Source organism: Dehalogenimonas sp. 4OHTPN (genome assembly GCF_040448695.1).
Taxonomy (GTDB): Bacteria; Chloroflexota; Dehalococcoidia; order Dehalococcoidales; family Dehalococcoidaceae; genus Dehalogenimonas.
Window position 1 is genome coordinate 1,489,461 of sequence record NZ_CP159307.1, and the last position, 14,368, is coordinate 1,503,828.

Genomic DNA, 14,368 nt, shown 5'->3' on the forward strand with positions numbered 1-14,368 from the left:
TTTTACCCTGCTGGGTGTTTCGGCGCCGTTCCAACGGCGCGGGCGCCGGGTAAATCCGCTACTCAACCCCTGCCGGGCCGGTGTGCCTGTGCCTGAATTGAGTTTCGTACAGCCGCGCATATAATCCGCATCTGGCCATCAACTGGCCGTGGGTCCCCTGCTCGATAATGCGGCCGCGGTCAACTACCAGGATCAGATCCGCGGCCAGTATGGTCGACAGCCGGTGAGCGATAACGATGCTGGTCCTTCCTGCCATTACCCGTTTCAGCGCGTCCTGAATCAGAGCTTCCGATTCCGAATCTAGGGAACTGGTCGCCTCATCCAGCACCAGGATGCGGGGATTTTTCAGGATCACCCTGGCCAGAGCTAACCGCTGCTTTTCACCGCCGGACAATCGGTAGCCGCGTTCTCCGACCACCGTATCGTAGCGCGCCGGCAAACCCATGATGAAATCATGGATATTGGCCGCCCGCGCCGCCTCTTCTATCTGGATCTGGGTGGCATCAGGCCTGGCGTAAAGCAAGTTCACCTGAATGGTATCGTGGAAAAGGTATGTTTCCTGGGTCACCATGCCGATTTGCGCCGAAAGGGAATCCAGCCTCACGTCCCGCAGGTCATGCCCGTCAATAAGGATCTTGCCGCCGATGGGATCGTAAAGGCGGGGAATCAGATAAGTTAACGTCGTTTTGCCGGCGCCCGACGGGCCTACCAGCGCCACCAGCTGCCCTGGCTCGGCGCGGAATGACACCCGGTCCAGCACCAGTTCCCTGGCCTGGCTGACTTTTTCCCGCCCGTCCGCCGCCGGTTGGCCGCCGGGCTTGACCGCGCCTGACAGCACCGCGCCGACATCGTTCATGTCGCCGACCCGCCTGACATCCTTGAGCAGGCTGTTTTCGTTTATGTTGTACTTGAAACTCACATCCCGGAATTCCAGCACGCCGCGCACATTCTCCAGCGCCGCCGCCTGCGGCCGGTCGGCGATCTCGTGAGGCAGGTCGATGACTTCAAACACCCTCTCGAAGCTGACCATGGAGGTCGCAAAATCCACGGGGGCGTTGGTCAGGTTCTGCAGCGCGTTGTATAGGCTGGCCAGTAAAGCCGCCAGGGCGACGATGGTGCCGATGGTCAGCGCACCTTCGATCACCAGGTAGCCGCCGACGCCGTATACCAGGGCGACGCCTATCGAACTGATCAGGCCGATGCTGGCGAAAAAAATCATGCCGGTTACCGCCCGGCGGACACCGGCGTCCCTCACCGCGCTGGCTTTTTCCTTGAACCGGTCATCCTCGTTTGCCGCCCGCCCGAACAGCTTGACCAGCAAAGCGCCGGAGATATTCAGCAGTTCGTGCATCACCGCGTTCATCCTGGCGTTCAGGCTCATCTGTTCGCGGGCGACCCGCTGGAGCCGCCGCCCCAGGTTGCGTCCCGCCGCCAGCAGCAGCGGCAGGATGACGATCGAAAGCAGCGTCAGCCGCCACTCCAGGACGAACATAACCGAGAGCACGGCGACCGTCTGGATGAAGCTGGCGACAATGCTGACGAAAGTATTGGAGATGGCGGTCTGGGCACCCACCACATCGTTGTTGAGCCGGCTCATCAGTTCGCCGACGCGGGTATTGGTAAAAAAGTTGAGGGCCATCCGCTGCAGGTGGCCGAAAAGAGATACCCGCAGGTCATAGACGACGCCTTCGCCGACGGTAGCGTTGAGACGTCGCTGCCACACCGTCAGCCCGCTGCTCACCAGCGGCACAAGTACCAGGCCGCCGACCAGCAGCCACAGCCTGTCAGTGTTGCCTTCAGGGAGCGTGGTATCGATCAGGTCTTTTAGAATAAGCGGCGTCAGGAGCGACAGGCCGGAGATCGCCATGGTGATAAGAAGCATCCCCGCGATAAGCCCCCGGTACGGTTTGGCATAGCCCAGTACCCGCCGTACCAGACCGCGGGTAATCCGCGGTTTGATATCGGGGCTGTCATGCCCTGCCCACGGGAAGCCGTGCACCATCGACATTGTGCGGTCACCTTTTAGGATTTAAAAAAAAATAGCCAAGCGTAATGTTAACATAATTGGCGTCTGGGCCGCTCTGCTGGAGCGCCATTCACTAGTACGCGGCGGTTCTTTCCCATCAATGCCAGTTGCTGAACGACGCGATGACCTGCCTGAATGCTGAGAATAAAAATCCTTCCGACTGTGATTTTCGAGCGCCGGAGGCGCGTGGCACTATCTATTATGCCCTCTCCCGCCGCCCGGCGGGAGAGGGCAGGGTGAGGGCGAAGTGAGACAATCTGTCTTCATAAATATATTTTCCCGAGGGTACCAAAAACGACAATAGTCGCTTGACAGCCGCAATGAACACCCGTGCTATAATATCCGCCTATAAACCCCAACTTTTCGACCAAAGTCAACCTTTCCCGGTCGTTTGACGGAATGGGTTTGTTGTTTAGTGTCCGTACCATGCTGAATTCGAATGCTCGAAGGGTATTCCGCGTCGCAGGAAGGTATTTGTTCCCAAAACTGACGAATATCGAACCCAAACGTGCTTTGGGATGGATTGAACGCGGTCAGTGGATTCGTTCCGGTAAAAACATGTTTTTTAGGCCGGAATCAAAAACAAATCGCCCCCTTCAACTGAAAACTGATGGCTGAAAGCTCACCCCAAACGTGCTAGAATACGGAAAAATCCAGCAGGGACATCTATGATCGCTTCGCTCAATGGTAAAATCGCTCTCCTCGGCGCCGATTGGGCAGTGATCGATGTCGCCGGCGTCGGTTACAAGGTGTTTCTCACCTCAGCCGCCCTTTCACAAATACAGAACGCCAAAGAGGTAAAGCTGTTCACCCACCTCCAGGTCCGCGAAGACGCCCTGACTCTTTTCGGTTTCACCACCTTTGAGGATCTGAGTATTTTCGAGACTATGCTGGGAGTCACCGGCATCGGCGCCAAGCTGGCTTTGTCCTTGCTTTCAGCCTTCAACGCAGAAGAACTCGCCGCCATCATCGCCACCGGCAACGAGGCTATGCTCTGCACCGTCTCAGGCATCGGCAAGAAAACGGCGTCTCGCATTATTCTTGAACTTAAGGATAAGGTTTCGCGCGCCTGGGCGGCCGTGCCGCAATCCCTGGCTGGAACCCAGGACGCCGAGGTTTTATCAGCCCTCGCCGCTTTGGGCTACACTCAGGCTGAAGCAGCTCGGGCGGTGGTCGGGTTGCCCCGGGACGCCGCCCTGTCCGTGGAAGAAAAGATACGGCTCGCCCTGGCTGGTTTAGGCACAGCGTAGCCGGATAGGAAGACCAAATGGCGCATCATGAAATATGTGCCCGATGCGAAGGTTCCGGGCAGATCGGCTGCCCGGACTGCCGCGGTACGGGAATCATCACCCGCCCTCGTGATTTTGATGAAGAACGCCGAACTTGCCCAGCCTGTAAAGGCACCGGCAAAAACCGCTGTCACGCCTGCTCAGGCACCGGCACCGTGAAATTTGACAGTTGACCTAAACTCGAAGTTCCCCGGATCCTGTAATGAACGTCGGGCGTATGAGCACCCACCTTGGGTGTTTAAAGGATTGCACGATGGAGAAAATAGATTTCAAAAAGACCCTTAAACAATTTTTTAACGCGCCGAAAGAGCCGGTTTTCGTAGATGTCCCGGAAATGAATTATCTCATGGTCGACGGCCGCGGGCGGCCGGATAGTTCGGATGCCGCCAATGCCATCGGGGCTCTCTACTCTGTGGCTTACACTATTAAGTTCATGGTGAAGAACAACGGATTGCTCGATTTCGGAGTCCTGCCGCTGGAAGGCTTATGGTGGTCCGACGATATGGCTGACTTCACCAACGGCAATAAGGATAACTGGCAGTGGACCTATATGATCATGCAGCCAAGTTTAGTGAATCGGGAGATGGTCGAAAAAGCTGTCGCCGAGGTCCGTCGTAAAAAGAATCCCGCCGCCATCGGTCAGGTCAGGTTTGAAGCGCTGGAAGAAGGGCGGTCAGCTCAGATGATGCATATCGGCCCCTATGCAGATGAAGGGCCGAACATAGCCAGGCTGCACCGGTTCATCTCTGAAGCCGGCCGCGCCTTTGACGGCAAAAAGCAGAAACACCACGAGATATATCTTTCGGATCCGGCACGCACCGCACCGGAGAAAATGAAGACCATTATCCGTCAGCCGGTAACTTAAATTATCTCACCTGAAACAGGCGCCGGTTTTATATCGTTGGGTCTAGTCAAACTCATTGATATTGGCCTTTAGTTATATTACAATGGCCGGTAAGAACCGTAACCGGCGAGAGCGAGGATAATATGGCCAAGACGCGTATCTTGATTGCCGATGACCACGCGGTGCTCCGCGAGGGCATGCGCCGCCTGCTGGAGCAGGAGAAGGACATGGAGGTTGTCGGTGAAGCCTCCGATGGCGAGGAAGCCGTCCGCTTCGTAGATGAGATGAAGCCAGACGTCGTCCTGATGGATATCGTGATGCCCAAGCTCACCGGCGTTGAAGCTACCAAACTGATAAAAAAGGCCAATCCGTCTACCTGCATCCTCATTTTGACTGCCTACTCTGACATTCGTTATATCCTAGGGCTGCTTGAGGCTGGAGCTAGCGGCTACCTCTTGAAGAGCGCCCGTGCCGATGAGATTGTCGGCGCCATCCGGGCTGTCCGAAGCGGCGAATCGGTACTCGATTCCATGGCAACCCGCAAGCTTCTGGAACGGGTTGTTAACTTGTCCAAAGAGACGCCGGAGGATAAGAGCCGCGGCCAGTTGTCTCCCCGGGAAATCGAGATCCTACGCCTGGCGGCCCGCGGTATGAGCAACCGCGATATTGCTGAAAAGCTGGAACTGTCGATGCGCACCGTAAAGGCACATCTGTCAAATATCTTCAATAAGATGCGCTGCAGCTGCCGCACCGAAGCCATAGTCAAGGGCTTCCGGGAGGGTTACGTCACCCTTGACGACGTCCCCCAGGGCATCGAGAACTATGAAAAAGAGAAAATCTAGCCTCCCTGACCAGGACTACCGCTACTTATTCGAAAACGCCTCTGACGCCATCTGGGTTCAAGATCTGGACGGGCGGATCCTCTACGCAAATAGGGCTGCCGAGAGGCTTACCGGCTACGATCAGGATGAACTGCTTGATCAGGATGTCGGCAAGTTCCTGCCGGACGCTCATTCCCATGATATCGCCAGGGAAGTCCGCCGCCGCCTGCTGGCAGGGGAAGACTTTCACCAGCCTTATGAGCAACGCATCGTCCGCAGAGACGGTTCGCTGGCGATCTGGCGCATGGCCAGTTCGCTCGTGATCACCGGAGGCGAGGTCGCCGGCTTCCAGCACATCGCCCGGGATGTAACCGCTGAACGGCAGCTTCAGGACAATATGCGTTTTTATGTCCAGGAGGTCATCCGCGCCCAGGAGGATGAACGCAAGCGCGTCGCCCGGGAACTCCACGATGAAGTATCGCCTTCCCTACTGCTTCTCATCCAGCGTATAGATGCCATTTCAAGCAACAGCCGCCTCAAGCTGTCCGAAGTGATGAAGCAAAAGATGGAAGACCTGAGAGTCCAGACCGTCGAAGCGCTGGAGAGCACTAGGCGCATCGCCCAGGACCTGCGGCCCCGCATCCTGGATGACCTGGGACTCATCGCCGCTCTGGAATGGATGGCCGATAACCTTATTAAAAAACACGGTATTGAAGCCAAAGTCATCATCGTCGGGCGGGAGCAGGCGCTATCATCGGAGGTGCAGCTACTGCTCTTCCGCATCGCCCAGGAGGCCCTGAACAACGTCCGCAAGCATTCGGATGCTTCCCAGGTGGAAATTACCGTCACTTTCGGGGAAGAGAAGACCGTTGTGTCTATCGCCGACAATGGCAAGGGCTTCTCTGTGCCGCTGCGCATCAGCGACCTGGCCGCCGGCGGCAAGTTAGGTCTGGCTGGCATGCAGGAACGCGCCCAGCTCATCGGCGGGCACGTTGACCTCAAAAGCGATCCAGGACACGGCGCGGTGATCACCGTCGAGGTGCCTAATCAAGGCAATCGCTGCGACATGCCGACACCGTCTCAAGAACTGGAGCGCCGTCTGAGAAGCTAGCCCTTCAGCCTCTTAAGCTTGTCTTGAAGGGCTTCAAGCTTGGCTTTCTCCTTGGCGACGACTAGCGGCGGCGCCTTAGCCAGGAAATCAGCATTACTCAGCATCGCCGAAAGGCGGGCAACCTGACTTTCGGTTTCGGCCAGTTCTGTGGCCTGGCGTCTCGACTCCGCCTCCTGGTCAATCATGCCGGACAGCGGCAGCACGACCTCGAGGTCTTTCAGCACCAGCACGATACGCGCCATATCGCTCTCGCCGATGAAGCGGTCAGCAATAATCTCAAAGGGTCGCACCCGGACCAGAGTCTCAATAGTTGCCCGGTAGCGGTCGAGAGACGCCTTCAGTTCCCCGGCATGGATCTCCGCGGCGATCCACCGCCCGGCTTCGACCTTGTGCTCGGCGCGAACATTGCGGATAGCCCGAACAGCTTCGATCAGCTCCTCGACTAAAGCCTCAGCGGCGGCATCCACGACCGCCTTATCAGCCTTCGGGTAGTCAGCGACCATGATTGATTCGGGCGGGTTCGTTAAGTACTTCCGCAGGTGCTGCCACAGTTCCTCAGTCACGAAAGGCATGAATGGATGCAACAGCCGCAGCGACTCATCGAGGATTTTTAAGAGCACCGACACCGGAGAAGGCAAGGTCCCGGATTGCAGCCTGATTTTGGCCAGCTCTATATACCAGTCGCAGAACTCGCCCCAGATGAAGTCGTGGACGGTTCTCTCAGCCTCACCGAACTGTAAGTCTTCCATGTATGCCGCCACCTGGGAGATGGTGCGCGACAGGCGGGAAAGTATCCAGCGGTCCTCGGCCGGTAGGTCACGCGGGTAAACCGGCGGCACTTTCTCGGCCTTGGCCAAAGCGGCAATGACGAAGCGCCCGGCGTTATGGAGCTTGTTGGCGAAGTTGCGCCCGGCTTCCAGCCGGTTCTCCGACAATTTGATGTCGTTGCCGGGCGAATTGCCGGTGGTGATGCCGAATCTCAAGGCATCGGTGCCGAATTTATCGATCAAAGCGAGCGGGTTCAACACATTGCCCTTGACTTTGGACATCTTCTCGCCCTTCTCGTCGCGGATGAGGCCGTGGAGATATACCGTGTCAAAGGGAATCTTGCCGGTGTTTTCGAGACCCATGGTGATCATCCGGGATACCCAGAAGGTCAAAATGTCGTAGCCGGTCTCCATGACGGTGGTGGGGTAGAAGTAGTCCAAGTCCGCTGTCTTATTCGGCCAGCCGAGGGTAGAATGGGGCCAGAGGCCGGAGGAGAACCAGGTATCCAGCACATCCGGGTCCTGTTCAATATCCGTGGAGCGGCATTTTGTACATTGTGTTGGAAAATCGATTGAAACGATTACCTCGCCGCAGGAGCGGCAGTACCACACCGGAATACGGTGGCCCCACCACAGCTGGCGGGAGATGCACCAGTCACGGATGTTCTCCATCCAGTTGAGGTATTGTTTGATAAACCTCTCGGGCAGGATCTTAATCCGGCCGGAGGTGACCGCCTCGATGGCGGGTTTGGCCAGGGCTTCCATCCTAACGAACCACTGGCGGGAAGCCAACGGCTCGGTCACGGTGGCGCAGCGCTGGCAATGCCCTACCGAATGGCTGTAGTCCTGAACCAGCGCCAGCAGTCCCATCCGGGCCAGTTCTTCGGCGATGATTTTCCTCGCCGCGTACCTATCCATGCCGGCGAAACGCCCGGCATTCTTGTTAAGCGTCGCGTCGTCGTTGAAGATATTCAGAAGGGGCAAATTATGGCGGCTGGCGATATCGAAGTCAGTCGGGTCATGGGCTGGGGTCGTTTTGACGGCGCCGGTGCCGAAGGTCATGTCCACCACAGAGTCGGCGACGATGGGGATCTCACGGTCCACGAGCGGCAGCAGCAGAGTCCTGCCGACCAGATCCCGGTAGCGTTCATCGTCCGGGTGGACGGCCACGGCAACATCGCCAAGCATGGTTTCCGGCCGGGTCGTCGCTACGGTGACGAAGCGCGTCGGATCGTCAGCCAGAGGGTACTTGATGTGCCACAGGTGGCCGGAAAGGTCCTTGTGATCTACCTCGAGGTCGGAGATGGCGGTGTGGCAGCGGGGGCACCAGTTGATGATGCGCTCACCGCGATAGATGAGGCCTTTGTCATAGAGGTTTTTGAACGTCGTCCGGACGGCCAGGCTGGGACCTTCGTCCAGGGTGAAGACCTCGCGGTCCCAGTCGCAGGAAGCGCCCAGCTTCATATGCTGCTTCCTGATGGTTTCACGGCAGGAGTTGGCCCACTCCCACATCCGCCGGGTGAAGGCCTCGCGACCGAGGTCGTATTTGGTCTTCTTCTCTTTGGCCAGCATGCGCTCCACCACCACCTGGGCAGCGATGCCGGCGTGGTCGACGCCCGGCAGCCACAGGGTAGGCTCGCCCTTCATGCGGTGCCAGCGGATCATGATGTCCTCAAGAGTAGCGGTCAGGGCGTGGCCCAGGTGCAGTTCTCCAGTAACGTTGGGCGGAGGCATGATGATGACGAAAGGTTTTTTGTTCCGGTCGATGACGGGCTTGAAGTAGCCCTGCTCCATCCAGAACTTGTACCACTTTTCTTCCACCTGAGACGGGTCATAAGCCTTGGAGAGTTCGGGGGCGGGAATATCGGTCATCGGATTGTCCTTGAAGTTATAGTGGATGGTATTCTAGCACTTTCAGCCATCAGTTTTCAGTTGAAGGGGGCGATTTGTTTTTGATTCTGGCCTAAAAAACATGTTTTTACCGGGACGATTCCACTGACCGCGTTCAAACCGCCGCAACGCACGATTGGGTTCGATATCCGTCAGTTTTGGGAACAAATACCTTCCTGCGATGCGAAATACCCTTCGAGCATTCGAAATCAGCATGGCGTGGGCACTAAACAAAAAGCCCGCTCCGTCATACGGCCGGGAAAGGTTGACTTTGGGTGAAAAGTTGGGGTTCATGGGCGGGTATTATAGCACAGGTGTTCCTCGTTCTGTCAAGAGAGTTTTGTCGTTTTTGGTGTAGCCTGAAGATAAAAAAATAAAAAATACTTCTTAGATTACAAAGATTGTTCCGTACCTTAGAGCAACCACAGAGAATTTGGTGGTGGAACCTAATTGCACAAACAGTAGAGACGAAGTGTCAAAGTTGTCTCGGTTAATTGGCTTGCTTTCTCGTTGTATAATAGACGGCAAACTTACTAAAGGAAGGTAACGTGGTAAAATTCCTAAACACTACCGGCGTGTCCTACCACCTTGAACAACTTCTAAGAAATACGAGGGAAAAGTTGATCCTAATAAGCCCGTACCTCAAAGTCAACGATAGAGTCAGACAAGCTTTACAAGAACTCGATAGATTCAAATATGATATTAGACTTGTCTTTAGAGACAATCAATTAAATCCTAGCGAACAAAAATGGCTAAGTGCTTTATCAAATATTCGAACAAGTTTCTGCCAAAATCTTCATGCAAAATGCTATTTGAATGAAACAGAAGCAATTATCACCTCCATGAATTTATACGAATCATCACAGATTAATAATTATGAAATGGGGGTGCTTGTTACCAAGGAACAAGACCCAGACCTTTATAAAGCTATCTATGAAGAAGCGATGATCTTAGTTCGTGATAGCACCGATGTTAGAATCACCGTATCCGAAGTACCCAAGAAACCTATGTTTTCGGAGAATAAAACCTTACCGCCGGTATCTGGTTTCTGTATTCGGTGCCATACAGAACTCAAATTGAATCCTATGATTCCTTATTGTAAGGACTGTTATACACTCTGGAAGAAGAAGCAGGACGATACGCAAGAAGAGCGATACTGCCATATTTGCGGGAAAGCAAATCCTTCTAGCATAAACAAGCCAAGTTGTTATGAATGTTATAAATCCAATAAAAATAAACTCGAATTCCCAATAGTTTCAAACAAATAAGCCATTATTTGCTTCCTACGTTTCGATTTCGACCTTGGCATTTGTTCCCCCTTGTTAATGTGGCTAGGGGGAGCTGGTGTGGGTAAAAACAAGCACGACCGATAGATTGCTTCGGTGTTGCCCTGCAAAGACGGAGGCATTGAAATCGGAGGGCTATTCGGGAATGACGTTCATGCTCTCACCTCCCCTCTCCCACCACGCGGGCCGCAAGGGATAATACGGGTTGCCACGCGCACCCGGCGCTCGCAATGACAGTGTTATCTCATAGCGGAGATATTGAATCAGCAGTCTCGGATGCTCTACAATCACCCGGCATTAAATATGAGGTAACGACTTGAGCAAGGAAATTATTCATACCGATAAAGCCCCCAAAGCCATAGGCCCTTACTCCCAGGCGGTGAAAGCCGGAAACCTGCTGTTCACCTCCGGCCAACTGCCGATCAACCCGGCGACAGGCGAAATTAAAGGCGATATGACCGCCCAAACGCGGCAGACGCTGGAAAACCTGAAGGCGGTAATTGAAGCGGCGGGCGGGACACTCCAGGACGCGGTCAAGGCAACGGTGTTCATCACCGACCTTAAAGGGTTTGCCGCGATGAACGCGGTTTACGCCGAATTTTTCCCGAACTGGCCTCCGGCCAGGAGCACCGTCGAGGTCTCCGGGCTGGCCAGGGGCGCCCTGGTGGAGATAGAGGCCGTCGCGGTTATCGGGGATGGAAAATAGCTATGCCGACCTACGAATACGATTGCCCGACCTGCCAATCCAAATACGAAGTAACCCGCAAATTCAGCGAAACCGGCGGCGGCACCTGCCCAAAGTGCGGCCGCGAGGGGCGCAGGGTATACTGCGCGCCGTATCTGGTGTTCAAGGGCCCGGGCTTCTACGTTACGGACAGCCGCACCGAGAAAGATCCCGAACTGGAACACCGCCAGAAGGAAAAAGAAGCCGCCGAAAAAGCGGAAAAAGCGGCCGCGGAGCCGGAAGCCAAGAAGACCGAACCGGATGCCGGCACCGGCAAGCCCGCCCCGGCCGAGAGTAAAAGCCCGGCGGTGCCGGAAAAATAACAGCGGAAATCCTGGAAGGCTATCACGATGACATCAGGCACCGGTCTGGTCATAAGAAAAGAACGGAAAAAGGATTTCAGAGTAGTCGAAAACCTAATCCGCGAGGCGTTCTGGAACCGCTATATCCCGGGCTGCAGCGAACACCTGGTGCTCCATAAACTCAGAAAACACGCCGATTTCATACCCGAACTCGACCTTGTCGCCGAAAAGGACGGGAGGATCACGGGGCAGATCGTTTTCAGCCGGGCCGTCATCAGAGACGACCGGGGCGAAGAAAAAGAAGTCATCAGCTTCGGGCCGGTGAGCGTATTGCCGGAATTCCAGAAACTGGGCATCGGCAGCGCTTTGATAAAGCATGCCATCGGCCTGGCGCGGGACATGGGGTTTGCCGCCGTTTGCATCTACGGCGACCCGAGATATTACAGCCGTTTCGGCTTCAGGTGCGCCGAAAAGTACGATATCAGGACATCTGATGGCAAATTCGCCGCGGCCTTGCTGGCGCTGGAGCTGCGGCCGGGGGCATTAAAGGACACGCCGGGCCGGTTCATGGAAAGCTCCGCCTTTGCCATTAATGAATCTGAACTCTTGAAGTTCGACACCCGGTTCCCTCCAAAGGAAAAAGCTGAAACGGAGTCGCAGCGGGAATTCATGACTCTGGTCAGCCTCAGGTACTGACGCGGGCCGGAAATAGAAACAGGCGGCTAGAACAGGTCATCCGCCGCGGGATCAGCCGGGGAGTCAGATTTCACCGCGCCGGTCTCCGGCCTGGGGTGGCGGGCGCGGCGGGGGTTGAGCGCCCGGATAAAGTATTGGCAGCCGATGACGAGGTCATCCTTGGCCAGGCGGCAGCGGCAGGGGAACTGGTTGCGGTTGCAGACGTCGCAGAGTATCTCTGAGCCGCCGGTCAGACCATCCACCATCAAAACACCTCACACCACACCCATTAAATTGTGCCAATTGTATGGCAGAAACCGCCGCCGGGCAAGAATTATTTTTCCGGTTGACATATTATTTGGGCTGCGGCCGGCGGCTGATTTAACCTTGCGCGCCGCTTGTGCTATCATTACGTAAATTAGCGAGGCGAATGCAAACATATGAAACTCGGTGCCGGGGAACTCCTCCTGGTCGTGCTCATCATCGTGATTCTGGTGGCGCTGTCGCGCGCCAAGAAAACAGTCCAGGAAGTCAAGAGGGAAACCGAGGCGGCGCGCCCGGCCCGCAAAGCCGTCCCGGTCAAACCGCCGATCAAATATCCCCAGCTCCAGCTTTTAGGCATCCTGGTGATGCTGGTAGGCGTGGCCATGGCCGCCATCGGCTACCTGCTCCAGGAGGGGGTCATCTCCACCCTGTCGGTGGCGGGCATCGCCGTGCTGGTCTTCGGCATCGCCTTCATCATCCTGGCGCGCCGCCGGTAGGACGGCGCCGGCCGGGAAACCGGAGCGCGAGCAAACACTATGATTTTCAACCGCATCGGCATTATTTATCATCCGCTCAATAAAGCGGCTTTCGACCTGGGCCAACAGATTTCCGATTACCTCCAGGGTTCCGGCGCCGACTGCTGGCTGGGCTCCGCCTGGGAGAGCGACCAGTTGATACAGCGGATGGACGGCACCGACCTGGTCATCACCACCGGAGGCGACGGCACCATCCTCCGCGCCGCCCAGGCGGTGCTGCCGCGGGATATACCTATCGCATCGGTCAACCTGGGCAAGCTGGGTTTCATGACCGAGATACCGGCCGATGAAGCCATGGTCCAGCTGCAGCGTATTTTCGGGGGCGAGGGCTGGTATGACTGCCGTTCGGTCCTCGAGGTCAGCCTGACCTCCGGCAAAGGGCCGGAGAAGCAATTCCTGGCGGTCAACGACGTGGTGGCGGCGCGGGGCGGCATCGCCAGAATCATTTCCGTGGAGTGCCGGGTCGGGGACGCCCATTTTGCCACTTTCAAGGGCGACGGCGCGCTGGTGGCGACGGCCACCGGTTCTACCGGTTACAACTTCGCCGCCGGCGGCCCGGTGCTGCACCCCGATTCTTCCGATATGCTGCTGACGCCGATATTGCCCCACCTGGGGCGGAGCTACAGCCTGGTGGTTACCGGGGACAAGACAATCGGGATGAAAGTGTCCACCAATCACCAGGCGACGTTGTGCATCGACGGGCATATCAACGTCGAGCTCAAGACCGGAGATGTCATCCAGGTGCGTACCAGCGGCCGCCGCCTGCGGTTTATCAGGCTGCGGCCGGAAAACTCCTTCTACGCCGAACTGGACCACAAATTGAAAGGCAACAGACTGACATGAAAGTTGAAAAAGCCACCATCAAGGACGTACCCCAGATACATAAGCTGGTCAATTCCTTCGCCGAGAGGGGCGCCATGCTGGCGCGGCCGCTTTCGGAGATCTATGAAAATATCCGCGATTTCTTCGTGGTGCGTGAAAACGGCAGCGTCGTAGCCTGCGCCGCGCTGCACATCTCCTGGGCCGACCTGGCCGAGGTCAAGTCGCTGGCGGTCGAATCATCCCACCAGCGGCAGAAATTCGGCAGCGCCCTGGTCAAGGCCTGCCTCAAGGAAGCCCGGGAACTGGGCATCAGCACCGTGTTCTGCCTGACCTACCAGCCGGTGTTCTTCTCCACCTGCGGCTTCAAAGAGGTTGAAAAGAAGGAACTGCCGCACAAGGTTTGGGGCGAGTGCTACCGCTGCCCGAAATTCCCCGACTGCGATGAAAGCGCCATGACCTTCAGCATCCCGGCGGCGGTCAATGCCTGAAAAAATAATCTCCAGCCGCACGGCTTTCAGCGGGCATTTCCGGGTGCGCCAGGACACCATCCGAACGGGCGCCAGGATAAGTACGCGCGACATCGTCGAATACCCCTCAGCGGTGGCGATGATAGCCGTGGATAACAACGACAAGATTATTCTGGAGCGGCAATACCGCCATGCCGCCGGCCGCGACCTGCTGGAGATACCGGCCGGCGGCATCGACCCCGGCGAGACGCCGGAAGCGGCGGCCTGCCGCGAGATGCAGGAAGAGACAGGCTACCGGCCGCGGCGCGTTGAAAAACTCACCAACTTTTATTCGGCGCCGGGTTATTCCACCGAGCTTTTGCACCTGTTCCTGGTTAAAGACCTGGTAGAGGACCGGTTGACCGCCGAGGACAGCGAGGAGATTACCCTGGTGACGGTGTCACAGGAAGAAGCGCTCAAGCTTATCGCCGGGGGACAAATCATAGACGGCAAGAGCATCGCCGGGCTGCTGTTCTATTTCAACCTGAGATAGCGCCCCCGAATC

16 protein-coding genes are annotated in these 14,368 nt (G+C 56.5%); 13 read left to right on the plus strand and 3 right to left on the minus strand.

Annotated features, from left to right (window positions below; genetic code table 11):
* Positions 1–58: 58 nt before the first annotated feature.
* Positions 59–2,008: an ABC transporter ATP-binding protein gene (locus ABV300_RS07675; RefSeq protein WP_353714278.1), complete on the minus strand. Its 1,950-nt coding sequence runs from the start codon at positions 2,006–2,008 to the stop codon at positions 59–61.
* 686 nt (positions 2,009–2,694) lie between these two features.
* On the opposite strand from ABV300_RS07675, the gene ruvA reads away from it, so the two are divergent.
* The 5 genes from ruvA (at position 2,695) to ABV300_RS07700 (ending at position 6,091) form a co-directional block, all read left to right on the plus strand.
* Complete coding sequence (gene ruvA, locus ABV300_RS07680) at positions 2,695–3,276, plus strand: Holliday junction branch migration protein RuvA (RefSeq protein ID WP_353714279.1); 582 nt, start codon at positions 2,695–2,697, stop codon at positions 3,274–3,276.
* 17 nt (positions 3,277–3,293) lie between these two features.
* Complete coding sequence (locus tag ABV300_RS07685) at positions 3,294–3,488, plus strand: hypothetical protein (RefSeq protein WP_353714280.1); 195 nt, start codon at positions 3,294–3,296, stop codon at positions 3,486–3,488.
* Positions 3,489–3,568: 80 nt separating this feature from the next.
* Positions 3,569–4,180 (plus strand): GyrI-like domain-containing protein, encoded by a 612-nt coding sequence (locus tag ABV300_RS07690; RefSeq protein WP_353714281.1) that lies wholly within the window; start codon positions 3,569–3,571, stop codon positions 4,178–4,180.
* Positions 4,181–4,302: 122 nt separating this feature from the next.
* Positions 4,303–5,001, plus strand: coding sequence for a response regulator transcription factor (locus ABV300_RS07695; protein WP_058439271.1), 699 nt, complete (start codon positions 4,303–4,305; stop codon positions 4,999–5,001).
* Positions 4,982–6,091 carry a PAS domain S-box protein gene (locus tag ABV300_RS07700; RefSeq protein ID WP_353714282.1) on the plus strand — a complete coding sequence of 370 codons (1,110 nt, stop codon included), beginning with the start codon at positions 4,982–4,984 and terminating at the stop codon, positions 6,089–6,091. Before ABV300_RS07695 ends, ABV300_RS07700 begins: the two co-directional genes overlap by 20 nt.
* Here the strand turns inward: ABV300_RS07700 and ABV300_RS07705 are convergent.
* On the minus strand, positions 6,088–8,730 hold the full coding sequence (locus ABV300_RS07705; RefSeq protein WP_353714283.1) for a valine--tRNA ligase: 2,643 nt from the start codon (positions 8,728–8,730) through the stop codon (positions 6,088–6,090). The two genes, ABV300_RS07700 and ABV300_RS07705, sit on opposite strands and share 4 nt — an antisense overlap.
* Positions 8,731–9,296: 566 nt before the next feature.
* On the opposite strand from ABV300_RS07705, the gene ABV300_RS07710 reads away from it, so the two are divergent.
* From ABV300_RS07710 to ABV300_RS07725, 4 genes are all read left to right on the plus strand, one after another.
* Positions 9,297–10,016, plus strand: a complete 720-nt coding sequence (locus ABV300_RS07710; RefSeq protein ID WP_353714284.1) for a phospholipase D family protein — start codon at positions 9,297–9,299, stop codon at positions 10,014–10,016.
* 334 nt (positions 10,017–10,350) lie between these two features.
* Positions 10,351–10,740, plus strand: a complete 390-nt coding sequence (locus tag ABV300_RS07715) for a RidA family protein (protein WP_353714285.1) — start codon at positions 10,351–10,353, stop codon at positions 10,738–10,740.
* Positions 10,741–10,742: 2 nt separating this feature from the next.
* Positions 10,743–11,081 (plus strand): FmdB family zinc ribbon protein, encoded by a 339-nt coding sequence (locus ABV300_RS07720; protein ID WP_353714286.1) that lies wholly within the window; start codon positions 10,743–10,745, stop codon positions 11,079–11,081.
* A gap of 27 nt (positions 11,082–11,108) precedes the next feature.
* A complete protein-coding gene (locus ABV300_RS07725) occupies positions 11,109–11,756 on the plus strand; it encodes an N-acetyltransferase (protein WP_353714287.1) in 648 nt (215 codons plus the stop codon).
* A gap of 26 nt (positions 11,757–11,782) precedes the next feature.
* On the opposite strand, the gene ABV300_RS07730 is transcribed toward ABV300_RS07725, so the two are convergent.
* On the minus strand, positions 11,783–12,001 hold the full coding sequence (locus tag ABV300_RS07730; RefSeq protein WP_353714288.1) for a hypothetical protein: 219 nt from the start codon (positions 11,999–12,001) through the stop codon (positions 11,783–11,785).
* Between the two features lie 174 nt (positions 12,002–12,175).
* Here ABV300_RS07730 and ABV300_RS07735 point away from each other — a divergent pair, with 174 nt between their 5' ends.
* From ABV300_RS07735 to ABV300_RS07750, 4 genes are read left to right on the plus strand one after another with little or no spacing between them, the layout of a single operon-like run.
* Positions 12,176–12,496, plus strand: coding sequence for a hypothetical protein (locus tag ABV300_RS07735; RefSeq protein ID WP_353714289.1), 321 nt, complete (start codon positions 12,176–12,178; stop codon positions 12,494–12,496).
* Positions 12,497–12,535: 39 nt separating this feature from the next.
* Positions 12,536–13,378 (plus strand): NAD(+)/NADH kinase, encoded by an 843-nt coding sequence (locus tag ABV300_RS07740; RefSeq protein ID WP_353714290.1) that lies wholly within the window; start codon positions 12,536–12,538, stop codon positions 13,376–13,378.
* Positions 13,375–13,845 carry an N-acetyltransferase gene (locus ABV300_RS07745; RefSeq protein WP_353714291.1) on the plus strand — a complete coding sequence of 157 codons (471 nt, stop codon included), beginning with the start codon at positions 13,375–13,377 and terminating at the stop codon, positions 13,843–13,845. The genes ABV300_RS07740 and ABV300_RS07745 overlap by 4 nt, the downstream gene beginning before the upstream one ends.
* The gene (locus ABV300_RS07750) at positions 13,838–14,356 is read left to right on the plus strand and encodes an NUDIX hydrolase (RefSeq protein WP_353714292.1); all 519 of its coding nucleotides are present in this window, start codon (positions 13,838–13,840) and stop codon (positions 14,354–14,356) included. The genes ABV300_RS07745 and ABV300_RS07750 overlap by 8 nt, the downstream gene beginning before the upstream one ends.
* Positions 14,357–14,368 lie beyond the last annotated feature (12 nt).